Here is a 22,413-nt window from a genome sequence, read left to right as displayed (position 1 = left end):
TTCCATAACGACCTATGCAAGGAAAGAAAATGAGTCAGATGGAACCACTCTCTTTAGCCAATCTTAAATTAAACTTACTAAATTTAAACAACAGCAACGAGCATCCTTTCATTTTACGTGAAGATGGTGATGATATTGTTGCATCCTGGAATATCGAAGATGCTGAGTGGATAGATTATTTCAGTCAATACGGATTGCAAAAACAATATGAGTTAAGACTGTTTTTCAATGAAAGCAAAAAGCAAATTACTTATCGTGAAAAAACGACCGATGTGGAGTGGGATGCAGATTTGGGTGGGTTCAGATTAAGCAAATCTGTCCAGATCGGGAAACGCCTTGAGTTTTCTGCTGGGGGATCCTGGGGTAAAAAAGAAGATGGTAGCTTCGGTAAAATTGATGGCTATAAATTTGTATCAACGGAAATTACCGATCCTATTTTTGATATTGTTCGTGATGCGGGATGGCAGGTTCGTGGTCTGTTAGCAGACAAGAAGAAAAGGAAATTTGTTATTGCGGGAGCGGTGATTGCCGCACTGATTATTTTTATCGGCCTTGGCACTTTCCTTTTTTCCACGATGGGTGATTTGAAGGATGCTGCGCGAACAGAGATAGATTTGCTCCGTGATGGAAAATATATTCAGGCTTATCAGGCAAGCTCTTCTTCTTTGCAAAGAAAAATGAACAGCGAGGATTTTAAGCTTGTAACCGAGTCTGTTCATTTTGATGATATTAGTGAATACAGTTTCGATAGTTCCAATGTAGTAAATGATGTTGGTTCTTTGTCTGGAAGCGTAGAGTTTAAAAACGGAGAGTCTGGCGAGATTAACGTTACTATGCTCAAAGAAAAGGATAAATGGAAACTGGCAGCAATTTCAGTAGAATAAAAAAATACCCGGTTTTTATCATATAATGAAGAAAACCGGACTATTTTAAAAGCGATGAAAGGGGAAGGATTATTCCATCCCCAGCGCGCGTTTACCGTGGATATTCAAATCCTCCAGCGTGAAGCGTCCTTCCCAGTTCGTTTCATAATCCTCGCGCGGGAAATCACCCGGCGACGCGCCTTTTTCCAGCGCGGCTTTCACTTTGTGAGCATAGGCCAGATTCTTTTCGCACATCGGTGCGGCAGGGATGTACATCACGTTGCCCCAACCCTGTTGATTTTCTACCGGCGCGACGGCGTGAATGACATCACAATGCCACCATACTGAGTCTCCGGCTTCCAGCTGTGGAATGCTGGTTAGCGCTTCAATCAGCAGTGGATGCCATTGCGCGGAAATCGGCAGGACTCTGCCGGGCGCGACGCCGCACAGTTCATCTTCCGGCACATCGTCAAGCAATGGGCGTAACAGCACATATGCCATCGCTTCTGGAATAGGGACCACGTGCAACAATCCCTGACCTGGCAGCATATCGGACAGTGCTGTCCAACCCTGGAAGGTACGGAACACTGAACATTTGGTGGTGTTATCCACCGTGTACTCTTCTACTTCGGTGCGATGCGCTGCCTGCCACGGATCGTAATCGTCCAGTTTACCATTGAAAACATGAGCAAATACCCGCTGATACGCAGGCAGCAGCCAGCGTTCCAGCGCGCCGGAATCCGTATGCGCGCCCAACCCTTTGGACGTGGTTCCCGGCGGACGGCGGCGTATACGGTCAGGGTAGATAACGCTGACATCCGGGTTAAACCATTGTTTACCTTCGCTTGAAAATGTCCAAAGGCGATTGAGGAACGACTGTGCATTGGCCATTTCTTCACTCTGGCGGGCCTGCATCTGCGCCTGGGACCAGTAAATGGGGTAGATTTCAGGTCGCGATGCGCTCAGGGTGCCGAAGAAGTTATCGCCCGGCCCTTTGTAGACGTCATCAAAATGGTTGCGATCCAGGTAATCGAGCATCGACAGATCCCATGCCAGCGCCTGTTCGCGGGGGAAATGCCCCTTAATGACCGCGCATCCGCGACGCTTAATTTCTTCACGCTGCTCTGCACTCACGCGACCCGCTTTGATATCCGTATAGGACAACACCGGCCATACCGGGGAGCCTTGCGCTTTGAGGGCGTTGATTTCCGCCACGCGGGTGGCAATGGCATCGCTCAGTTGATTGAAGACCAACTGAACATCCCCAAGCTGTACCCGCAGTTGCTGTTTCATCTGACGGATTGCCGCTTTGTGATCGGCGGGCAATGTGTCGCTGGTAAAAGTAAAAGCCATAACCACCTCGCATAACTTTCATTTGAAACTTATATAACTTACAAGTGCAATATAAGTTAAAAATAAGTTAATGCAAGTTTAAAAACTTGATGGTGTGCACGGAATGCAAAAACGGTGAGAACCGGAGCAAGTACTCCGGTTGGCAGGATCAGGCGTTAAAAGGCGAAGTGTTATCCAGCACCGCCTGAATCACGTTCAGCGCGCCTTGATGGTTATTATCGTCGGTCTGATAGCGGGCAATAAATTTGATGTTCTCGGCTGCATTAGCCATGGCGAAAGAGTAGTGCGCCATTTTCAACATTTCCGCGTCGTTGCCGCTGTCGCCAATGGCGACCACGTTTTGTGGTGACAGGTTCCAGCGTTTTAACAGACGGCTGATCCCGTTGGCTTTATGTAAGCCGGGAATGATCAGGTCGATAAACCCAAAGCCGCTGGTGACGGGCTTCATAATGCCGTCGAGAGCAGAATGAAGGTGATCGATAACTAATGGGATCTGTTGGTCAGGTAAATTCAGCGAGAACTTGAACAGCACATCGTCGATATCCTGGTAATCCTTTACGGGTTTCAGGCGATGGTAGTGTTTTGCCATCAATGCGACAAAGGACTCTGGGGCATTTTCGCTCACGTAGGCGCTTTGCAGTCCACAGGCCACAAAGTTGAGCTGCTTATCTTTGAGCAGTTCGCCAATGACAATGCGGGATTCGTGGCGGGTCAGCTCGCCGTGAAACAGTTGCTTACCATGTTCGAATACCAATGCTCCATTTTCGGCAACAAAGGAGATCTCATTTTTCAGCTCGGGGAAGAAGGAGATAAGCTGGTAGTACTGATTGCCGCTGGCCACGACAAATTCAATGTCTCTTTTTTTCAGTTCCTGGTACTGCGCCATAAAGCGTTCGCGATCGTATTGCTTGGCGTCGTCGAGAAACGTTCCGTCCATATCGGTGACGATAACGTTGATGGTCATATATGCTCCTGGCTTATAACTGCAACCAGAAACATTCTAATAACAATGTGACCTGTAGCACAAATTTAATTTCGAATGAAAGTAAAAGGCCGGGTGGCAGCTTCGCCTTACCCGGCTAAAGGGAGAGTATGTAGGCCCGGTAAGCATAGTGCCACCGGGCGGGAGGGGGTTACAGCATATGTTCAGTGCGCGCGATGATATCGTCCTGCGCATCCGGAGACAGCGCGGTGAAGAAGGCGGAATAACCCGCGACACGCACCACCAGGTCACGGTACTGATCCGGGTGTTTTTTGGCTTCCAGCAGCGTTTCACGAGAAACGATGTTGTACTGAATATGCCAGCCTTTGTGCTCTTCAAAGAAGGTACGCAGCAGAATCATCAGCTTCTGTTTATCAGACTCATTTTCCAGCGTAGCCGGGTTCAGCTTCTGGTTTAACAGTACGCCGCCGAGGATTGAGCCGGTAGGCAGTTTACCTACAGAGCCAATTACCGCCGTTGGACCGAGATGGTCCGTACCGGAGGCCGGGCTGGCACCTTCTGCCAGCGGAGTATGCGCTTTACGGCCATCCGGCGTTGCCATCGTTGCCGCGCCGAATGGTACGTTTGCGGAGATAGACGAGGTCCCGGCATAGTAGTTGCCGCCAACCGGACCACGGCCGTAACGCGGGTTGTGATACTGCTTAAGTTCGTCAATGTAGGTCTGATAAGCGCGAGCCAGCAGCGCATCAACGCTATCGTCATCGTTGCCGTACTTTGGCGCGCCGTTGATCAGGCGTTGACGCAACTGCTCGTGGGTCAGACCATCAAAATCATCAGCCAGCGCGGCGGCCAGTTGTTGTTGGCCGATAGTCCCCTGTTCAAAGACCAGTTTCTTCACTGCTGCCAGGCTGTTGCCGAGGTTGGCGATACCCACCTGCAGACCGGATACCCAGTCATACTTCGCGCCGCCTTGCTTAATGCTCTTCGCGCGCTCAATACAATCATCTACCAGCGCAGAGCACAGAATATCGTGTACGTTTTCTTCCAGCATGGTGTCGACGACATACTCTATTTCGATGGATTTGCGCGTGTAGTAGCGGATCTGCGTATCCCAGGCCTCCATCACTTCATCGAAATTATTAAAGTTGCCGACTGAAAGCGCTTTTTCCTGCGGCAGGAATACTTTGCCGCTGGTGGCATCGCGTCCGCCTTCCAGCGCCGCCAGCATCACGCGGGCAAAGTTAATAAAGCTCATACCCGTGCAGCGGTAGCCCCATTTGCCGCCAACGGCGGTTTCAATGCAACCAATAGCTGCATAGTCATAGGCGTCCTGCGGTTCAATGCCCAGCTTAATGAATTCCGGAATGACGATTTCATCGTTGTTAAAGGCTGGCATCCCGAAGCCGCAGCGGATCACCTGCACGCAGGCATCCAGGAAGTCATTACTCATCCCCGCATGATAACGCACGCTGAGGTTCGGCTGGGTAGAGCGCAGTCGGCCACAGGATTCCAGAATGGCATAGGAGAGCGGGTTGACGGCATCTATCGCCTGACCGTTGACCAGGTTCTGGCCACCGATGGTCACGTTCTGATACAGCGGGCTGCCTGCTGAGGCTTTCGAGTGGGAGCCAGAGCGAATTTTGTTTACTTCCAGCAATTTCAGCCAGCAGCTGTGCAACAGCTCAATGGCGTGCTCACGATCGAGACTCTGGTTTAGTTCTACGTCACGACGGTAGAACGGATAGAGGTACTGATCCATGCGGCCAAACGATACGGAGTGACCGTTCGATTCAATTTGCAGGATCAACTGGATGAAGTAGCACAACTGCAGCGCCTGCCAGAACGTTTTTGGCGGCTCATGGGCGATGACATCGCAGTTTTCCGCCATGGTCAGCAGTTCATCACGGCGGCTGGCGCGCGTTTCTGTGGACGCCATTTTACGCGCCAGCGCGGCAAAGCGCTCAATGTGCAGGCTGACGGCCTCCAGCACGATATCAATCGCTTTCAGGAACTGATCGCCATGGAGGTCTTCCAGACAAGTCAGATTAATGCGGGAACGACGTTCATCGACTTTGTGGCGCAGGCCGTCGAGACCTTTTTCCAGCAGCAGCGGGAAGTTCACCGCCAGGTGTGCGTCGCCGGAGGTCATATTACCTTCAGCTTTGATAATGCCGGTTTCCAGCAGCCCTTTTTGTTCGTCGGTAAACATGCCGTAGCAGCGGTCCTGTACGGTCTGACCGCGCCACCATGGGCACACCTCATGCAATACGCGCTTGTTCTCTTCGCTAACCGCGAAGCCTGCACCGGGCCTGTCGGCGAGATCATCGATCTCTTTTTCAATCCAGGAGACGGTGTATTCCGGGAAGATTGGCGCGGCGCGTACTTCGCTTGCCTGGTTACCGATGATCAACTCGTCATGCTTGATCCAGATAGTGCGTTCCGCCAGGTGATGAGCCAGTGCCAGCGCACGGCGTACCGGGATGGGTTTATCCAGATGCTGTTGGTACATCTCGGTATAGTGCTGCGCGCGCTCGGTACAAACCGGCGGTTTCACGATGTGGATCAGGGCCGTTTTATGCGCTTTGATACGATCGCTGAGTGTGTCCAGTTTCAGAGTAGTCATGGCGATTATCCTCGTAGGGTCGCGGTTAAACCTTTAAGGCTGGCGTACTGCTGGGCAAATTCGAGCAGCGCAGGCGCATCAAGCGGTTTATCCGGGGCGTTGTAGGGTTGATTGAGTAAGTTGTACTTGTTGATGCCCAGCGTGTGGTAGGGCAAAAAATGGATCTCTCCGACGTGGAGTTCGTCGGCGGCAAAATCGGTAATGGCCTGAATAGCTGCTTCGTCAGCGTTGAATCCCTGAATCAGCGGGACGCGGATAATTATTTTTTTACCGGCGGCGGCCAGTTTTTTCAGGTTTTCCAGCACGCGAGAGGCGTTGCCATCGGTCCACTGTTTAAACGGCGCGTCGGCGACATGCTTTAAATCGGCCAGGAACAGATCAACGTAGGGTAATGACGGCTCAATATACTTCCAGGGAACATGCAAACAGGTTTCTACTACCGTATGAATGCCTGCTTCGTGGCTGGCCTGGAACAATTCAGCCGCCAGCTCTGGCTGCATAAACGGTTCGCCGCCGGAAAGCGTGAGTCCCCCTCCGCTGCGGTCGTAAAACGGTTTATCCCGCAATACGGTCGTCATGATGTCATCCACGCTTTTTACCTCTCCGCAGACGGTCAGCGCCTGGGTAGGGCAGCAGTGGGTCAGCGCCGTCAGAGCATCATCGGTCAGTTTTTCGCGATGAATCAGCAACCCGCTCAGTGCCCGCTCAATCACCTCCGGTGCCGCCTGAGCACAAAGATCGCAACCATCAAGGCACAGACGTGCGTCATAGAGCAGATCCCGCGTCCGGGCGCGGCTTTCCGGATTCTGGCACCACCGACAACCCAGTGAGCATCCCTTAAGGAACACCACAGTGCGGATACCTGGACCATCATGCGTGGAATAGCGCTGGATATTGAAAATCATAAGCGGCCTCTTTTCTTTCGTATAAAGATTAAATTACTTTCGAATGAAAATTATATTGACGTGCGTCAACTAACCGCGAGGTTTCGCCGTGCTACCTTTTATTCATGCTAATTATTCGTTTGAGGAAAGGTGATGGAACTCTATTTAGATACGTCTGATGTTGCCGCGGTAAAAGCGCTGGCGCGTGTTTTTCCGTTGGCAGGGGTGACCACTAACCCTAGCATTGTGGCGGCAGGTAAGCAGACGCTGGACGTGTTGCTGCCGCAACTGCAGGACGCGATGGGCGGGCAGGGCCGCCTGTTTGCACAGGTAATGGCGACCACCGCCGAAGGGATGGTCAGCGATGCGCGTAAGCTGCGGGCAATCATCGCGGATATCGTCGTGAAAGTGCCGGTCACGGCAGAGGGTCTGGCAGCAATTAAATTGCTGAAAGAAGAGGGCATCCCGACGCTGGGGACCGCGGTTTACGGTGCTGCTCAGGGGCTTTTAGCTGCGCTGGCTGGCGCCGAATATGTTGCGCCATACGTTAACCGCGTGGACGCTCAGGGGGGCGACGGCATTCAGACGGTGACCGATCTGCAGGCCTTATTGAAAATGCATGCCCCGCACGCCAAAGTGCTGGCAGCCAGTTTCAAAACGCCGCGTCAGGCGCTGGATTGCCTGCTGGTCGGCTGTGAGTCCATCACGCTGCCGCTGGATGTCGCTCAGCAGATGATTAGCTCTCCAGCCGTTGATGCTGCCGTGGCGAAGTTTGAGCACGACTGGCAGAGCGCATTTGGTCGCACGTCGATCTGATGCTGTTGCTGGGTGGCGCTAACGCTTACCCGGCCTACGTTCGAGCCGTTGTAGGTCGGGTAAGGCGAAGCCGCCACCCGACTTTTTTACCGACTACAAACCTCGCACCCCGGATTACGCATCAGCTTCATTTCGCGAAACTGGCAGGTCATGGCGTCGTACATGACGATTTTTCCAGACGCCGGTTTACCATAGCTTGCCAGCAGCTTAATGGCTTCCATCGCCTGTAACGATCCGATCACGCCGATTAGCGGGGCCATCACGCCTGCCTCGACGCAGGTCAGGGCGTTTTCACCGAACAGACGGCTCAGGCAACGGTAGCAGGGCTCGCCTTCCTGATACGTAAAGACGGTAATTTGCCCTTCCATGCGAATTGCCGCACCGGAAACCAGCGGAACCCCGGCGGCAAAGCATCCTGCATTCAGCTGATTGCGGATGCTGACGTTATCCGTACAGTCCAGCACCAAATCGTGTTCGGCGATAAGCGAGTGAATCTCGCTCTCGTCCAGCAGCGCATTCACTGGCGTAATGGCGATATAGGGGTTGATTCGCGCCAGGGCGTCGCGGGCGGAGAGCACTTTCGGCTGTCCAACGGTCGCATCGCTGTGCAGCGTCTGGCGCTGGAGATTCGACACGGAGACCGTGTCAAAGTCGAGCAGGGTTAAATGTCCGATGCCCGCGCCCGCCAGATACTGAGTTGCCGCGCATCCCAGCCCTCCCAGACCAACGACCAGTACCCGCGCCTCCTTGAGCGCTTCCTGACCTTCGAAATCGAAGTCGCGCAGAATGATTTGCCGGTTATAGCGCATCATCTCCTGGTCGCTGAGTTCTGCCATTACAGGCCTCCAAACAGTGCGTTAAACGGCTCGACCTCAACCCATTCTCCGGCTTCGACGTTACCACGGTCGCGTTCCAGCACGATAAAACAGTTGCCCAGGCTAAAGGAGCTAAAAATATGCGAGCCCTGATGTCCGGTAGTGGTGACTTCCAGTTCGCCTTCTGCGGTACGCTGTAATACACCGCGCTGAAAATCCAGACGGCCAGGCGTTTTCTTCAGACGTGATGCGGTGCGCACGCGCTGGCGTGGCGGCAGTCCGCAGGCGGTGTTACCGCTGAGTTTCGCCAGTAGCGGTTGGACCAGTTGATAAAAGGTGAGGGCCGCTGACACCGGGTTACCCGGCAGGCCGCAAAACCAGCTGTTGCTCAGTTTGCCAAAGGCGAACGGTTTACCGGGTTTGATGGCCAATTTCCAGAAGGCAATTTCTCCCAGTTCTTCCAGAATGGTTTTGGTGTAATCCGCTTCGCCAACAGAAACACCACCGGAACTGATAACGACGTCGGCCTGGCTGTCGGCTTCGATAAACGCGGCGCGCAGCGCGTTGGGATCGTCACGAATAATCCCTAAGTTGATCACCTCGCAGCCCAACTGCTGCAGCATCAGATGTACGGTCAGACGGTTAGTATCATAAATCTGTCCGTCGCCCAGCGGCTGACCCGGCAGTTGCAGTTCATCACCGGTGGAGAACAACGCCACGCGGACTTTGCGCACGACGGGGACATCGGCAATACCGAGCGAAGCCAGCACGGGAAGCTCGGCGGTGGTCAGGCGAGTCCCGGCGGGAAATACCACCGCGCCGTTGGCAATATCTTCACCGCGCAGACGAATATTTTGTCCGCTGCGGACGTCGGCGGTAAAACGAATACCATCGTCAGTTTGTTCCGTTTGTTCCTGCATCACTACCGCTTCGCAACCGACAGGAACCGGGGCACCGGTCATAATACGGATGCAGGTTCCCGCAGGCCACTCGCCATGGAAAGGCTGACCGGCAAAGGCTTTACCTGCAACGGAGAGCGGCTGGCCGGATTGCAGATCGGCCAAACGCACCGCATAACCATCCATTGCAGAGTTATCGAATCCAGGGACATCAATCGGGGAGACGATGTCGGTCGCCAGAATACGACCAAAGCATTGAACCAGGGGCAGCGTTTCGACGGCGGTGAGTGGGGTAATGCGCGAAAGCATCTGAGAGAGAGCCGTTTCAAGCGGCATCAGTCCGGCGGTAAATTCCATGTGAAGACTCCTGCGGGGCAAAATCGAATCCGGTTATTATGTCAGAAAATGGACGCGGACAGTATGCCACCTCAGGCTTAGGATCGGATCTGATAACGGTTTTCTGCCAGAGGATAGCGCGACAGGAAAAATGCCGTATAAACTCACTATTTCCGCTCTTTTTTCCCTGGGGGCTAAATGACTCATAATATCCCGGACGCCATTCGACGCCAGGTGGATGCCGCCAGTGCGCTCATCCGCCAGATTTTCCAGGGGAATCTCGTTGCCATTCATTTGTATGGATCTGCTGTTGAAGGGGGATTAAAACCCCAAAGCGACATCGATTTACTGGTTACCATCAGGCAACCGCTGGATATGCAGCAAAGAAAAAAATTGATGCAGGATTTGCTGGCTATTTCTGCGCCTCCCGGCGTCTGCGTGCGGTATCGTGCGCTGGAAGTGACCGTTGTACTGTTCTCGCAGATTGTACCGTGGCGATTTCCACCGGCGAGAGAGATGCAGTTTGGTGAATGGTTGCGTGAAGATATCTGCGCTGGTGTGTATGAACCGGCGCAGGTGGATCCCGACCTTTCCATTCTGCTGACCCAGGCCCGGCGTGCCAGCGTACCGTTGTTCGGTGAACCCGCTGAGAGATTATTCAATGTCATCCCTTTTAGCGATATCGTACAAACATTTCGACATATCCTTGATATGTGGCAGAAACCGGCCGATTTAGAAGGGGACGAGCGGAATATTATCCTTGCTCTGGCACGCATCTGGTATAGCGTGGTTACGGGCAATATTGTCGCTAAAGATGAGGCTGCGTCCTGGCTGATACCGCAATTGCCCACTGAACATGCCGCCACGTTGCAGGCTGCGCGTGCGGAATATCTGGGGTTAACCAAAGAGAACTGGGCCGCATGTATGCCGTCTGTTGAACGCTTTGTGTTTTATGCAAAAAAACAGATTACCGATCGGTTGAATTCATTTATTCAATAACGTCGAGGAATCTCCTGTTTGTTGAACACTGCTGCATGACCTGATGCGAAGAAGTGTGAGGGGCGGGCCTTTACCTTTACATGACGTCTGCATCTTTCTATATTCAAAAATCGAATCAATAACTCACAGAAATTCTGATATTTATAACCCCGTTACCTGCCACCTTAATGGATGAAAAAAATGGGCAAAGCAGTCATTGCAATTCACGGCGGCGCTGGGGCAATAACCCGCGCTGAGCTAAGCCAGGAGCAGGAGTTGCGTTATATACAGGCGCTGTCAGATATCGTTGAAACCGGTCAACGTATGCTAGAAGCGGGCCGAAGCGCGCTGGATGTTGTCACTGAGGCTGTGCGCCTACTGGAAGAGTGCCCTTTGTTTAACGCCGGAATTGGTGCTGTGTATACCCGTGATGAGACCCATGAACTGGATGCCTGCGTCATGGATGGTAATACCCTGCAAGCGGGTGCTGTCGCCGGAGTCAGTCATCTGCGCAACCCGATCCTCGCGGCGCGCCTGGTGATGGAACACAGCCCCCACGTCATGATGATTGGTGAAGGGGCAGAAAATTTTGCCATTGCCCAGGGTATGGAGCGCGTTTCGGCGGATATTTTCTCGACGCCAGAACGCTATGCACAGCTGCTGGCGGCGCAAGCAGCGGGTCAAACGGTGCTGGATCACAGTGCGACCCCGCTGGATGAAAACAATAAAATGGGTACCGTGGGTGCGGTTGCGCTGGATATGTTTGGCAATCTGGCGGCAGCAACATCGACTGGCGGGATGACCAACAAATTACCGGGTCGGGTGGGGGATAGTCCGCTGGTCGGCGCAGGCTGTTATGCCAATAACGCAAGTGTGGCCGTCTCCTGCACCGGAACAGGTGAAGTTTTTATTCGCGCGCTGGCGGCCTATGACATTGCGGCATTGATGGATTATGGCGGCCTGAGTTTATCAGAGGCGTGTGAACGCGTGGTGATGGAAAAATTACCGGCGCTGGGCGGCAGCGGTGGATTAATTGCTATCGATCATGAAGGGAATGTGGCTTTGCCGTTTAACAGCGAAGGCATGTACCGCGCCTGGGGATACGCAGGCGACACGCCCACCACTGGTATTTATCGGGAAAAAGGAGATACCGTTGCCACACAGTGATGAGCTTGATGCCCGTGATGTGCTGTCCGTCAGCAACCTGAATATTGCCTTTGAACAGGAGCAGCAACGCGTTAGCGCTGTGCGCAATCTGTCATTTCGCCTGAAGCGTGGCGAAACGCTGGCGATTGTTGGCGAGTCCGGTTCCGGAAAATCGGTAACGGCCTTGTCGCTGATGCGTCTGATTGAACAGGCGGGCGGCGAGGTAAGCTGTGATGCGATGCTGCTACGGCGGCGTAATCGGCAGGTGATTGAACTCGGCGAGCAGAGCGCAGCCCAGATGCGCCATGTGCGTGGCGCGGATATCGCGATGATCTTCCAGGAGCCTATGACATCGCTTAACCCGGTGTTTACCGTCGGCGAGCAAATTGCCGAGTCTATCCGCTTGCACCAGGGTGCCAGTCACGAAGAGGCGATGGTAGAAGCGAAGCGAATGCTCGATCAGGTGCGTATCCCCGAGGCGAAGGCGATTTTATCGCGTTATCCACACCAGCTTTCCGGCGGTATGCGCCAGCGGGTGATGATCGCCATGGCGCTGTCGTGTCGCCCTGCGGTGTTGATTGCCGATGAGCCGACCACCGCGCTGGACGTCACGATTCAGGCACAGATCCTGCAACTGATAAAAGTGCTGCAGCAAGAGATGTCGATGGGCGTTATTTTTATCACCCACGATATGGGCGTGGTGGCAGATATCGCTGACCGGGTGCTGGTGATGTACCAGGGTGAAGCGGTCGAAACGGGCAGCGTTGAGCAGATTTTTCATGCTCCGCAGCATCCTTACACTCAAGCGCTGTTGGCAGCAGTGCCGCAACTTGGGGAGATGCGCGGGCATGACCTTCCGCGACGCTTCCCGCTTATTTCTCTGCACGATCCTCATCATGTTGAACCTCAAACCGAGCAGGACACGGTAGTTGAGGGAGAGCCGATTCTGCGGGTTCGCAACCTGGTGACACGTTTTCCCCTGCGTAGCGGCATCCTTAATCGCGTGACCCGCGAGGTGCATGCGGTGGAAAACGTCAGTTTTGATCTCTGGCCCGGCGAAACGCTTTCACTGGTAGGCGAGTCGGGGTGTGGTAAATCAACGACCGGGCGGGCATTGTTGCGTCTGGTGGAGTCCCAGCGCGGGGAGATTTTCTTCAAGGGACAACGCATTGATACCCTGGCCGCCAGCAAGTTGCAGCCGCTGCGTCGGGATATCCAGTTTATCTTCCAGGACCCTTATGCGTCGCTCGACCCCCGACAGACGGTGGGATATTCCATCTTAGAGCCACTGCGGGTGCACGGTTTGTTGCAAGGCGATGCGGCGACAAAACGGGTCGCATGGTTGCTCGAGCGTGTCGGGTTGCTACCTGAGCACGCCTGGCGCTATCCGCACGAATTTTCCGGTGGTCAGCGTCAGCGTATCTGTATAGCCCGGGCGTTGGCGCTCAATCCTAAAGTGATTATTGCCGATGAGTCCGTCTCGGCACTGGATGTCTCGATTCGCGGGCAAATTATTAATCTGTTGCTCGACCTACAGCGGGAAATGGGTATTGCGTACCTGTTTATTTCCCACGATATGGCGGTGGTGGAGCGTATTAGTCACCGCGTGGCGGTGATGTACCTGGGGCAGATTGTTGAGATCGGCACCCGACGGGCGGTGTTTGAAAATCCACAGCATCCCTACACGCGAAAACTTATGGCGGCAGTCCCGGTTGCCGATCCATCGCATCAAAGACCACAGCGCGTGCTGTTGTCGGATGATATCCCCAGTAATATCCGCAAACGCGGTGAAGAGATCCCCCCGGTTTCACTACAGTTAGTGGAACCGGGGCATTACGTTGCGCGCGTGCCAGCGGAAAGTGCGCTTTCGCGTTTATGACAGGCAGGCAGGGTTTAAGGAGAATAACATGACAAAAATTGTTGCTCGGAAATGGCTGGTTGCTGTGGGAGTGGCCTCTGCGCTGGCCGCATCGCCTGGCTGGGCCGCCAAAGATGTGGTGGTTGCTGTAGGGTCTAATTTCACCACGCTTGACCCCTATGACGCGAACGACACGTTGTCGCAGGCGGTAGCGAAGTCGTTTTATCAGGGGCTGTTCGGCCTTGATAAAGAGATGAAGCTGAAAAATGTGTTGGCGGAAAGCTATACCGTTTCTGATGATGGCCTGACGTACACCGTTAAACTGCGACAGGGCGTGAAGTTTCAGGATGGGACTGACTTCAATGCGGCTGCGGTAAAAGCCAACCTTGATCGCGCCAGTAATCCGGAAAATCACCTTAAACGCTATAACCTGTATAAGAATATCGATAAAACCGAGGTGGTTGATCCTGCTACGGTGAAGATTACGCTGAAGCAGCCATTCTCTGCCTTTATCAATATTCTGGCGCATCCGGCTACGGCGATGATATCTCCGGCTGCGCTGGAGAAATACGGGAAAGAGATAGGCTTTCATCCGGTAGGGACGGGGCCATATCAGCTTGATACCTGGAATCAGACGGATTTTGTGAAGGTTAAGAAGTTCGCGGGTTACTGGCAGCAAGGGTTGCCAAAGCTGGATACGATTACCTGGCGTCCGGTAACGGACAACAACACGCGTGCGGCAATGCTGCAAACCGGGGAAGCGCAGTTTGCTTTCCCTATTCCGTACGAGCAGGCGGCGTTACTGGCGAAGAATAAAAACCTGGAACTGGTCGCCAGCCCGTCTATTATGCAGCGTTATATCAGCATGAACGTCACGCAAAAACCGTTCGATAATCCGAAGGTGCGCGAGGCGTTGAATTATGCCATCAACCGTCAGGCGCTGGTGAAAGTGGCTTTTGCCGGTTACGCCACGCCGGCAACGGGCGTTCTTCCGCCATCAATAGCCTATGCGCAAAGCTACACGCCGTGGCCTTACGATCCGGCAAAAGCACGCCAATTGCTGAAAGAAGCGGGTTATCCCAACGGCTTTACCACCACGCTGTGGTCATCCCATAACCACAGCACCGCGCAGAAAGTGCTGCAATTTACCCAGCAGCAACTGGCGCAGGTGGGCGTGAAGGCTCAGGTGACGGCGATGGATGCCGGGCAGCGGGCGGCGGAAGTCGAGGGTAAGGCGCAGAAAGAAAGCGGGGTACGGATGTTCTACACCGGCTGGTCGGCGTCTACAGGCGAAGCGGACTGGGCGTTGTCGCCGCTGTTTGCGTCACAGAACTGGCCGCCAACCTTGTTTAATACCGCGTTCTACAGCAATAAGCAGGTGGACAGTGATTTAGCGGCGGCCTTGCAAACCAACGATCCGGCGCAGAAAGCGAAGCTGTACAAGGACGCGCAGGATATCATCTGGAAAGAGTCGCCGTGGATCCCGCTGGTGGTGGAGAAACTGATCTCGGCGCACAGTACGAATTTGACCGGATTCTGGATCATGCCCGACACCGGGTTTAGTTTTGATGACGCGGATTTGAAATAAGCTATTCATTCGGCCCTGCATGGACGGGGCCGGCGAAGGGAGTCTGATGCTCAACTATGTTTTCAAGCGCCTGCTGGGGTTGATTCCGACGCTGTTAATTGTGGCGGTGCTGGTATTTTTATTTGTTCACCTGCTACCCGGCGATCCGGCGCGGCTGATTGCCGGACCGGAAGCCGACGCCGAGGTGATTGAACTGGTGCGTACGCAGTTGGGTCTGGACCAGCCGCTGCATATTCAGTTCTGGCATTACATGACCAACGTGTTGCAAGGTGACTTCGGGACCTCGATGGTTTCTCGTCGTCCGGTTTCAGAAGAGATAGCCAGTCGTTTTATGCCGTCGCTATGGCTGACGATCGCCAGTATGGCGTGGGCGGTTTTGTTTGGTATGACGGCGGGGATCATTGCCGCCGTTTGGCGCAACCGCTGGCCTGACAGGTTGAGTATGACGCTGGCAGTAACCGGGATCTCTTTCCCGGCCTTTGCGCTTGGCATGCTGCTCATGCAGATATTCTCCGTTGAGCTTGGCTGGTTGCCCACCGTTGGCGCTGACACCTGGCTGCACTATATCCTTCCGTCAATTACGCTGGGTGCGGCGGTGGCCGCGGTGTTAGCCCGGTTTACTCGCGCATCGTTCGTCGATGTGCTCAGTGAAGACTATATGCGTACCGCGCGGGCCAAAGGGGTGAGTGAAACCTGGGTGGTATTAAAACATGGCTTGCGTAATGCGATGATCCCGGTGGTCACCATGATGGGGTTGCAGTTTGGCTTTTTGTTGGGCGGTTCTATTGTGGTTGAGAAGGTGTTCAACTGGCCTGGTCTTGGGCGATTGTTGGTCGACTCAGTTGAAATGCGCGACTACCCGGTGATCCAGGCCGAGGTGCTGTTGTTTTCTCTGGAGTTTATTCTTATCAACTTAGTGGTGGATGTGCTTTACGCCGCCATTAACCCGGCTATCAGGTACAAGTAAGGATGCGATTTTTTAACTGGCGCCGACAGGCGATTTTGAATGCAATGCCCCTTGTTAAGCCAGAGCAGATACGCACGCCGTGGCATGAGTTCTGGCGTCGTTTTCGCCGCCAGCGCATGGCGATGATTGCGGGTGTATTTGTCCTGGTCCTGATCGCGGTGGCGATTTTTGCTCGCTGGTTGACGCCATTTGATGCCGAGAACTACTTCGATTATGACCGACTGAATGATGGTCCCTCGATGCTGCACTGGTTTGGCGTTGACTCGCTTGGGCGGGATATTTTTAGCCGCGTACTGGTTGGCGCACAAATTTCTCTGGCGGCCGGGGTCTTTGCCGTCTTTATTGGCGCGGCGATTGGCACGGTACTGGGTCTGCTGGCTGGATATTACGAAGGCTGGTGGGATCGGCTGATTATGCGTATCTGTGATGTGCTGTTTGCCTTTCCAGGGATTTTGCTGGCAATAGCAGTGGTCGCCGTGCTGGGCAGCGGCATTGCGAACGTGATTATTGCGGTTGCGGTGTTTTCCATTCCGGCTTTTGCGCGACTGGTTCGTGGCAATACGTTGGTTCTCAAGCAACAAACATTTATTGAGTCAGCACGCAGCATTGGTGCCAGTGACGCGACCATCATTTTTAACCATATCCTGCCGGGGACGGTTTCATCGATCGTGGTCTTTTTTACTATGCGAATCGGCACGTCGATTATCTCTGCCGCGAGCCTGTCCTTCCTCGGTTTAGGGGCACAGCCGCCGACGCCAGAATGGGGGGCCATGCTCAATGAAGCGCGGGCTGATATGGTGATCGCGCCGCACGTGGCGATTTTCCCGGCGGTGGCGATATTCCTGACCGTGCTGGCGTTTAACCTGCTGGGGGATGGGTTGCGCGACGCGCTGGATCCGAAGATCAAAGGATAATACAAGGCCTGATAAGACGCGCTGGCGTCGTCATCAGGCGTTGCCGGATGCGGCGTAACGCCTTATCCGGCCTACGGTTGAGTTACGCTTATTAAACGCGAGTGCCCCACAGATCGTATTCATCTGCGTTTTCGACTTTCACGCGGAGGATATCGCCAGGCTTCACGTTGGTTTCGCCATTCAGGTACACCGCACCGTCGATTTCAGGGGCATCAGCCATACTTCGACCAATCGCGCCTTCTTCGTCAACTTCGTCCACGATGACCAGAATTTCGCGGCCCACTTTCTCCTGCAAACGTTCAGCAGAGATCTGCTGCTGCAGCTGCATAAAGCGGTTCCAGCGTTCTTCTTTTACCTCTTCCGGGATTTGATCTGGCAGATCGTTGGCTCCTGCACCTTCTACCGGGCTGTATTTAAAGCAGCCGACGCGGTCCAGACGCGCTTCTTTCAGGAAATCGAGCAGCATCTGGAAGTCTTCTTCGGTTTCGCCCGGGAAGCCAACAATAAACGTTGAACGCAGGGTCAGTTCAGGGCAGATTTCACGCCACTGTTTAATACGTGCCAGCTGTCGGTCCACAGAGCCTGGGCGTTTCATCAGTTTAAGAATTCGCGGGCTTGCATGCTGCAGTGGGATGTCCAGATACGGCAGGATTTTCCCTTCCGCCATCAGCGGGATCACATCATCAACGTGCGGGTACGGGTAGACGTAATGCAGACGGGTCCAGATCCCCAGTTTTGACAACTGTTCGCACAGGTCAACCATGCTGGTTTTAACGGGCTCGCCGTTATGGAAACCGGTACGATGCTTCACATCCACACCGTAAGCAGAAGTATCCTGGGAGATCACCAGAATCTCTTTCACGCCCGCATCGACCAGACGTTTAGCCTCGCTGAGAACATCGCCAATCGGACGGCTCACCAGATCGCCACGCATCGACGGAATAATGCAGAACGTACAGCGGTGGTTACAGCCTTCAGAAATCTTCAGATAGGCATAATGGCGCGGCGTTAGCTTGACGCCCTGTTCAGGAACCAGGCTCAGGAAAGGATTATGCTTTGGTTTGGGAACATAGTGGTGAACGTGCTCCAGAACCTGTTCGTAGCTGTGCGGTCCGGTAATTTCCAGTACCTTCGGGTGGACCTCACGGATCTGATCGACTTTCGCGCCCAGACAGCCAGTGACGATCACCTTGCCGTTTTCGTTCAGCGCTTCGCCAATGGCTTCCAGTGACTCCTGAACTGCGCTGTCGATAAAGCCGCAGGTGTTAACGATGACCATATCCGCGTCGTCGTAGCTTGGTACGACATCATAGCCTTCGGTACGAAGTTCGGTCAGGATGCGCTCAGAATCGACAAGGTTTTTCGGGCAGCCGAGGGAGACAAAGCCGATTTTCGGCTGGTGGGTTACATTGCTCATAGCGTAAAAAGTGTTCAGTTATTGGAATATTCAGGGCAGGGATTCTACAGAGTTCTGAACAAAAATTGTATCGCAATCTCAAATCATCAGCGGCCTGCCGGGCGCGGAATTAAAGATTATTTGTAAATTATGTTAATTTTAAGTGATGGATTGATCCTGGACACGACTTTGTTCAAAAAATAACCATACTATTAAGTTGCACCATAGTTGGAAAGAGGAGGAACAAGGTATGGTTGTTGACAGACTGAGAACCGATCTTCTCAACAAATTGATAAACGCCCGTATCGAACTTGCCGCTTATCTGCAGTTGAGAAAAGCGAAAGGCTATATGTCAGTCAGCGAGAGCGATCGTCTGCGTGATAACTTTTTTGAACTGAATCGCGAATTGCACGATCAATCACAGCTCCACGGTATGCATCTTGATCAGGAAGAGTGGAATGCCCTTCGTCGTGCTGAAGGGGCGTTAGCCGCCACCGCTGTTTGTCTGATGAGTGGACATCATGATTGTCCGAACTTTATTGCCGTTAATGCAGAGAAACTGGAAAACTGCCTGACAACGCTGACGCTGAGTATCCAGAGTTTGCAAGCTTATTCAACGCTGGAACACATCTGAACCAGGGGGAGGGCGCTCCCCCTTTTCGTTAAGATTATGTAAAAGTGGCGGGATAATTCCCCTTGCTGGCTACGCTTTAAGCAGAGCCATTAAGGAGGTGCTATGCGTCGACTCTTTCTCTGTGTTGCCTCACTGGCGTTGCTTTCCCCCTATGCCGCTGCCGTCAAGGTGGAGATCCTGCAAACCAAACTCGACCACCCGTGGTCGCTGGCCTTTTTACCCGATAATCGCAGTATGCTGATTACGCTCAGAGGAGGGCAACTTAGGCTCTGGCAACCTGATAAGGGGCTTTCCGACCCGCTGACTGGCGTACCCAAAGTCTGGGCGAATGGTCAGGGGGGACTGCTTGATGTGGCGTTGGCACCGGATTTTGCCCAATCCCGGCGGGTGTGGCTAAGCTTCGCGGAAGCTGACAGTGAAGGGAAAGCCGGAACAGCAGTAGGCTACGGGCGGTTAAGTGACGATCGTAAACACCTGCAGGGCTTCCGGACGGTGTTCCGCCAAATGCCTAAGTTATCAACCGGGAATCATTTTGGCGGGCGTATGGTATTTGATGGCAAAGGTTATTTGTTTATAGGCCTTGGCGAGAATAACCAGCGCATAACCGCTCAGGAACTGGATAAATTACAGGGCAAAGTGGTTCGACTAACAGACGAGGGCAAAATTCCACCGGATAACCCGTTTGTGAACCAGACTGGCGCGCGGGCTGAAATATGGTCGTATGGCATCCGCAATCCGCAGGGGATGGCGATGAATCCCTGGAGCGATGCGTTGTGGCTCAATGAGCATGGCCCGCGTGGCGGAGATGAGATCAATATCCCCGGGAAAGGCAAAAACTATGGATGGCCAATCGCGACATGGGGTGTTAACTACAGTGGTTTCAACATCCCCGAAGCAAAAGGCTCAATTGTGGCGGGCACCGAGCAGCCTATCTTTTACTGGGAAAAATCACCTGCTGTCAGTGGGATGGCCTTTTATAATCACGATACGTTCCCACAGTGGAGACACAAACTGTTTATTGGTGCGCTGAAAGAACAGGGGGTGATTGTGTTAAGCGTGAAAGGTAATACTGTGACGGAAGACGGGCGTATTTTGCATGACAGAGGGCAGCGAATCCGCGATGTGCGCGTCGGACCAGACGGTTATTTGTATGTATTAACCGACGAGTCCGACGGGGAATTGCTGAAAGTGAGTCCCTGACAGGATTAGCTGACCGGGATCATCACGACTTTCTGGAATGCCGGGCGCTCGGTGAGCTGTTGATACCAACGTTCCAGGTGAGGGCGTGGCGTCCAGCTCAGGCCGACATTAAACAGGTTATAGATGAACGGTGCGACGGCGATGTCCGCAGTGCCAAATTCAGCGCCAGAAAACCACGCCCGGTCGGCCAGCGCGTTGTCGAGAATGGCAAACAGGTTATCGCAGACCTTCGCACCGGCCTCGATGGCTGCCTGATCGCGTTGATCGGCAGGGGTTCTGACCAGACCAAATAAGATAACCCGATGTGCAGGGCTCAGCGTCTGGTTAGCCCAGTCCATCCATTTTTCACCCTCGGCACGTTTCGCCGGAGCGTCAACCCACAGTCGTTTTTGCCCGTACTGGGCCGCCAGGTAGCGGACAATGGTATTGGATTCCCACAGCAATACGTCTGTTTCGTCATCGCGTAGCAGTGGAACCAGTCCGTTAGGGTTCATCGCCAGATAGTCTGCGTCATGATTTACGCCATGCTGTCCCCCAGCCAGAATTTGGCTATACGGCAGTTCCAGTTCTTCGAGTGTCCACAATACTTTTTTTACGTTGGTCGAATTATTGCGACCCCACAGTGTAATCATAGTAACCCCGCAAATTAATTGAGCAGCTTTATGGCTGCATTCTCTATCTGACTCGCTCACATGGTGGGGTAAACCTAATATTTACGCAACAAGGCGCAAAAAAATCGTGATGAGAGCAGCGCAGCGCGGCGTTATTGCATAAACTTTAAAAACTTTACCAACTTACGGTTTCTTTAAGCTCGTTAGTGCGTTATTACTCACCGCACTTATTTTACACGTCATCCATCAGAACTTTTCTGTATGGTTGGCTGAGGCAACTTGGCCGGTTTTGTGTAAACACGGTGTGGTATGACGTGGTTTTTTGGAATGGATACTCGGGTGGCATTTATGACGCAATACTTCTCTTCCCTACGCAGCCTTGCTGCAGGTTCAGCACTCTTAATCCTTTTGGCGCCGACCGTACAGGCGGCGGAACAACCAACGGCCCCGCCGAGCGTTGACGCACGTGCGTGGATCTTAATGGATTACGCCAGCGGCAAAGTGCTGGCGGAAGGTAATGCCGATGAGAAACTGGATCCCGCCAGTCTGACCAAGATTATGACCAGCTATGTGGTCGGTCAGGCGCTAAAAGCCGGGAAAATTAATCTGAATGACATGGTTACCGTCGGGAAAGATGCCTGGGCGACCGGGAATCCGGCCCTGCGCGGCTCTTCGGTGATGTTCCTCAAGCCTGGCGATCAGGTTGCGGTGTCCGATCTGAACAAAGGCGTGATCATTCAGTCTGGTAATGACGCCTGTATTGCGCTCGCTGATTATGTTGCCGGCAGCCAGGAATCGTTTATCGGTTTGATGAACGGCTATGCGCAAAAACTGGGATTGACCAACACGACTTTCCAGACAGTACATGGTCTGGATGCAGCAGGGCAGTTCAGTACCGCGCGTGATATGGCATTGTTGGGTAAAGCGTTAATCCACGATGTGCCGGAAGAGTACGCCATCCATAAAGAGAAAGAGTTTACCTTTAATAAAATTCGCCAGCCTAACCGTAACCGCCTGCTGTGGAGTACCAACCTGAATGTGGATGGTATGAAAACGGGCACCACGGCGGGAGCCGGTTATAACCTGGTTGCATCCGCGACACAGGGCGATATGCGTTTGATCTCCGTGGTGCTGGGGGCAAAAACCGATCGTATTCGCTTTAATGAATCCGAAAAGTTGCTGACATGGGGTTTCCGCTTCTTTGAAACCGTTACGCCGATTAAACCGGACGCCACCTTTGTTACCCAACGAGTCTGGTTTGGCGATAAGAGTGAAGTCAATCTGGGCGCTGGGGAAGGTGGGTCTGTGACCATTCCGCGCGGTCAGCTGAAAAACCTGAAGGCGAGCTTTACCCTGACAGAGCCACAACTGACCGCGCCACTGAAGAAGGGCCAGGTTGTGGGGACAATCGACTTCCAGTTGAACGGAAAATCTATTGAACAGCGTCCGTTGATGGTGATGGAAGCGGTGGACGAGGGGGGATTCTTTAGCCGGATGTGGGACTTCGTTATGATGAAATTCCACCAGTGGTTTGGTGGCTGGTTCTCTTAATCGCTGATGCCGGATGACGATATGAAAGCACCGTCATC

19 protein-coding genes are annotated in these 22,413 nt (G+C 53.4%); 11 read left to right on the top strand and 8 right to left on the bottom strand.

The window, feature by feature from the left end; genetic code table 11:
• Nucleotides 1–29 precede the first annotated feature (29 nt).
• Complete coding sequence (locus SK32_RS08875; RefSeq protein ID WP_048212187.1) at nucleotides 30–884, top strand: hypothetical protein; 855 nt, start codon at nucleotides 30–32, stop codon at nucleotides 882–884.
• A gap of 69 nt (nucleotides 885–953) precedes the next feature.
• On the opposite strand, the gene SK32_RS08870 is transcribed toward SK32_RS08875, so the two are convergent.
• The 4 genes from SK32_RS08870 to SK32_RS08855 all read right to left on the bottom strand — a co-directional run bounded on the left by SK32_RS08870 (nucleotide 954) and on the right by SK32_RS08855 (nucleotide 6,687).
• Entirely contained in the window at nucleotides 954–2,216 is a 1,263-nt protein-coding gene (locus tag SK32_RS08870) for a DUF1479 domain-containing protein (protein WP_048212186.1), read from the bottom strand.
• Between the two features lie 148 nt (nucleotides 2,217–2,364).
• Nucleotides 2,365–3,180: a Cof-type HAD-IIB family hydrolase gene (locus SK32_RS08865; protein WP_048212185.1), complete on the bottom strand. Its 816-nt coding sequence runs from the start codon at nucleotides 3,178–3,180 to the stop codon at nucleotides 2,365–2,367.
• A gap of 169 nt (nucleotides 3,181–3,349) precedes the next feature.
• Complete coding sequence (locus tag SK32_RS08860) at nucleotides 3,350–5,782, bottom strand: glycyl radical protein (RefSeq protein WP_048212184.1); 2,433 nt, start codon at nucleotides 5,780–5,782, stop codon at nucleotides 3,350–3,352.
• 5 nt (nucleotides 5,783–5,787) lie between these two features.
• Complete coding sequence (locus SK32_RS08855; protein WP_048212183.1) at nucleotides 5,788–6,687, bottom strand: glycyl-radical enzyme activating protein; 900 nt, start codon at nucleotides 6,685–6,687, stop codon at nucleotides 5,788–5,790.
• 132 nt (nucleotides 6,688–6,819) lie between these two features.
• On the opposite strand from SK32_RS08855, the gene fsa reads away from it, so the two are divergent.
• A complete protein-coding gene (fsa, locus tag SK32_RS08850) occupies nucleotides 6,820–7,482 on the top strand; it encodes a fructose-6-phosphate aldolase (RefSeq protein WP_048212182.1) in 663 nt (220 codons plus the stop codon).
• Between the two features lie 86 nt (nucleotides 7,483–7,568).
• Here fsa and moeB read toward each other — a convergent pair whose 3' ends face one another.
• Together moeB and moeA are read right to left on the bottom strand one after the other, a co-directional pair.
• Nucleotides 7,569–8,318, bottom strand: a complete 750-nt coding sequence (moeB, locus tag SK32_RS08845) for a molybdopterin-synthase adenylyltransferase MoeB (RefSeq protein WP_048212181.1) — start codon at nucleotides 8,316–8,318, stop codon at nucleotides 7,569–7,571.
• The gene (moeA, locus tag SK32_RS08840; protein WP_048212180.1) at nucleotides 8,318–9,553 is read right to left on the bottom strand and encodes a molybdopterin molybdotransferase MoeA; all 1,236 of its coding nucleotides are present in this window, start codon (nucleotides 9,551–9,553) and stop codon (nucleotides 8,318–8,320) included. Before moeA ends, moeB begins: the two co-directional genes overlap by 1 nt.
• Before the next feature lie 177 nt (nucleotides 9,554–9,730).
• Between moeA and SK32_RS08835 the strand changes: the two genes are divergently transcribed.
• The 6 genes from SK32_RS08835 (at nucleotide 9,731) to gsiD (ending at nucleotide 16,983) form a co-directional block, all read left to right on the top strand.
• Entirely contained in the window at nucleotides 9,731–10,531 is an 801-nt protein-coding gene (locus SK32_RS08835) for an aminoglycoside adenylyltransferase family protein (protein WP_048212179.1), read from the top strand.
• A gap of 180 nt (nucleotides 10,532–10,711) precedes the next feature.
• On the top strand, nucleotides 10,712–11,677 hold the full coding sequence (gene iaaA / locus SK32_RS08830; RefSeq protein WP_048212178.1) for a beta-aspartyl-peptidase: 966 nt from the start codon (nucleotides 10,712–10,714) through the stop codon (nucleotides 11,675–11,677).
• Nucleotides 11,664–13,535 (top strand): glutathione ABC transporter ATP-binding protein GsiA, encoded by a 1,872-nt coding sequence (gsiA, locus tag SK32_RS08825; RefSeq protein ID WP_048212177.1) that lies wholly within the window; start codon nucleotides 11,664–11,666, stop codon nucleotides 13,533–13,535. Before iaaA ends, gsiA begins: the two co-directional genes overlap by 14 nt.
• A gap of 28 nt (nucleotides 13,536–13,563) precedes the next feature.
• The gene (gsiB, locus tag SK32_RS08820) at nucleotides 13,564–15,102 is read left to right on the top strand and encodes a glutathione ABC transporter substrate-binding protein GsiB (RefSeq protein ID WP_048212176.1); all 1,539 of its coding nucleotides are present in this window, start codon (nucleotides 13,564–13,566) and stop codon (nucleotides 15,100–15,102) included.
• A 46-nt stretch (nucleotides 15,103–15,148) separates the two neighbouring features.
• Complete coding sequence (gene gsiC / locus SK32_RS08815; protein ID WP_048212175.1) at nucleotides 15,149–16,069, top strand: glutathione ABC transporter permease GsiC; 921 nt, start codon at nucleotides 15,149–15,151, stop codon at nucleotides 16,067–16,069.
• A 2-nt stretch (nucleotides 16,070–16,071) separates the two neighbouring features.
• Complete coding sequence (gene gsiD, locus SK32_RS08810) at nucleotides 16,072–16,983, top strand: glutathione ABC transporter permease GsiD (RefSeq protein ID WP_048212174.1); 912 nt, start codon at nucleotides 16,072–16,074, stop codon at nucleotides 16,981–16,983.
• Nucleotides 16,984–17,074: 91 nt separating this feature from the next.
• On the opposite strand, the gene rimO is transcribed toward gsiD, so the two are convergent.
• Nucleotides 17,075–18,400 (bottom strand): 30S ribosomal protein S12 methylthiotransferase RimO, encoded by a 1,326-nt coding sequence (gene rimO, locus SK32_RS08805; protein ID WP_048212173.1) that lies wholly within the window; start codon nucleotides 18,398–18,400, stop codon nucleotides 17,075–17,077.
• A 229-nt stretch (nucleotides 18,401–18,629) separates the two neighbouring features.
• Between rimO and bssR the strand changes: the two genes are divergently transcribed.
• Entirely contained in the window at nucleotides 18,630–19,013 is a 384-nt protein-coding gene (gene bssR / locus SK32_RS08800) for a biofilm formation regulator BssR (protein ID WP_048212172.1), read from the top strand.
• Nucleotides 19,014–19,115: 102 nt separating this feature from the next.
• Entirely contained in the window at nucleotides 19,116–20,213 is a 1,098-nt protein-coding gene (locus SK32_RS08795; protein ID WP_048212171.1) for a PQQ-dependent sugar dehydrogenase, read from the top strand.
• A gap of 5 nt (nucleotides 20,214–20,218) precedes the next feature.
• On the opposite strand, the gene SK32_RS08790 is transcribed toward SK32_RS08795, so the two are convergent.
• Complete coding sequence (locus SK32_RS08790; protein WP_048212170.1) at nucleotides 20,219–20,845, bottom strand: glutathione S-transferase family protein; 627 nt, start codon at nucleotides 20,843–20,845, stop codon at nucleotides 20,219–20,221.
• Nucleotides 20,846–21,172: 327 nt separating this feature from the next.
• On the opposite strand from SK32_RS08790, the gene dacC reads away from it, so the two are divergent.
• Entirely contained in the window at nucleotides 21,173–22,375 is a 1,203-nt protein-coding gene (dacC, locus tag SK32_RS08785; protein WP_048212608.1) for a serine-type D-Ala-D-Ala carboxypeptidase, read from the top strand.
• Nucleotides 22,376–22,413: the final 38 nt, after the last annotated feature.

It is taken from the genome of Citrobacter sp. MGH100 (assembly GCF_001034465.1).
GTDB lineage: Bacteria > Pseudomonadota > Gammaproteobacteria > Enterobacterales > Enterobacteriaceae > Citrobacter > Citrobacter youngae.
Note: the sequence above shows the minus strand (reverse complement) of the source record. Positions and strands in the feature narration are given on the sequence as shown.

Coding starts and splice junctions, on each gene's coding strand:
- moeA (WP_048212180.1), bottom strand. CDS start 9,553: ATGGAATTTACCGCCGGACTGATGCCGCTTGAAACGGCTCTCTCTCAG.
- SK32_RS08835 (WP_048212179.1), top strand. CDS start 9,731: ATGACTCATAATATCCCGGACGCCATTCGACGCCAGGTGGATGCCGCC.
- SK32_RS08860 (WP_048212184.1), bottom strand. CDS start 5,782: ATGACTACTCTGAAACTGGACACACTCAGCGATCGTATCAAAGCGCAT.
- SK32_RS08855 (WP_048212183.1), bottom strand. CDS start 6,687: ATGATTTTCAATATCCAGCGCTATTCCACGCATGATGGTCCAGGTATC.
- SK32_RS08795 (WP_048212171.1), top strand. CDS start 19,116: ATGCGTCGACTCTTTCTCTGTGTTGCCTCACTGGCGTTGCTTTCCCCC.
- dacC (WP_048212608.1), top strand. CDS start 21,173: ATGACGCAATACTTCTCTTCCCTACGCAGCCTTGCTGCAGGTTCAGCA.
- SK32_RS08870 (WP_048212186.1), bottom strand. CDS start 2,216: ATGGCTTTTACTTTTACCAGCGACACATTGCCCGCCGATCACAAAGCG.
- rimO (WP_048212173.1), bottom strand. CDS start 18,400: ATGAGCAATGTAACCCACCAGCCGAAAATCGGCTTTGTCTCCCTCGGC.
- bssR (WP_048212172.1), top strand. CDS start 18,630: ATGGTTGTTGACAGACTGAGAACCGATCTTCTCAACAAATTGATAAAC.
- SK32_RS08865 (WP_048212185.1), bottom strand. CDS start 3,180: ATGACCATCAACGTTATCGTCACCGATATGGACGGAACGTTTCTCGAC.
- iaaA (WP_048212178.1), top strand. CDS start 10,712: ATGGGCAAAGCAGTCATTGCAATTCACGGCGGCGCTGGGGCAATAACC.
- SK32_RS08790 (WP_048212170.1), bottom strand. CDS start 20,845: ATGATTACACTGTGGGGTCGCAATAATTCGACCAACGTAAAAAAAGTA.
- moeB (WP_048212181.1), bottom strand. CDS start 8,318: ATGGCAGAACTCAGCGACCAGGAGATGATGCGCTATAACCGGCAAATC.
- gsiC (WP_048212175.1), top strand. CDS start 15,149: ATGCTCAACTATGTTTTCAAGCGCCTGCTGGGGTTGATTCCGACGCTG.
- gsiD (WP_048212174.1), top strand. CDS start 16,072: ATGCGATTTTTTAACTGGCGCCGACAGGCGATTTTGAATGCAATGCCC.
- fsa (WP_048212182.1), top strand. CDS start 6,820: ATGGAACTCTATTTAGATACGTCTGATGTTGCCGCGGTAAAAGCGCTG.
- SK32_RS08875 (WP_048212187.1), top strand. CDS start 30: ATGAGTCAGATGGAACCACTCTCTTTAGCCAATCTTAAATTAAACTTA.
- gsiB (WP_048212176.1), top strand. CDS start 13,564: ATGACAAAAATTGTTGCTCGGAAATGGCTGGTTGCTGTGGGAGTGGCC.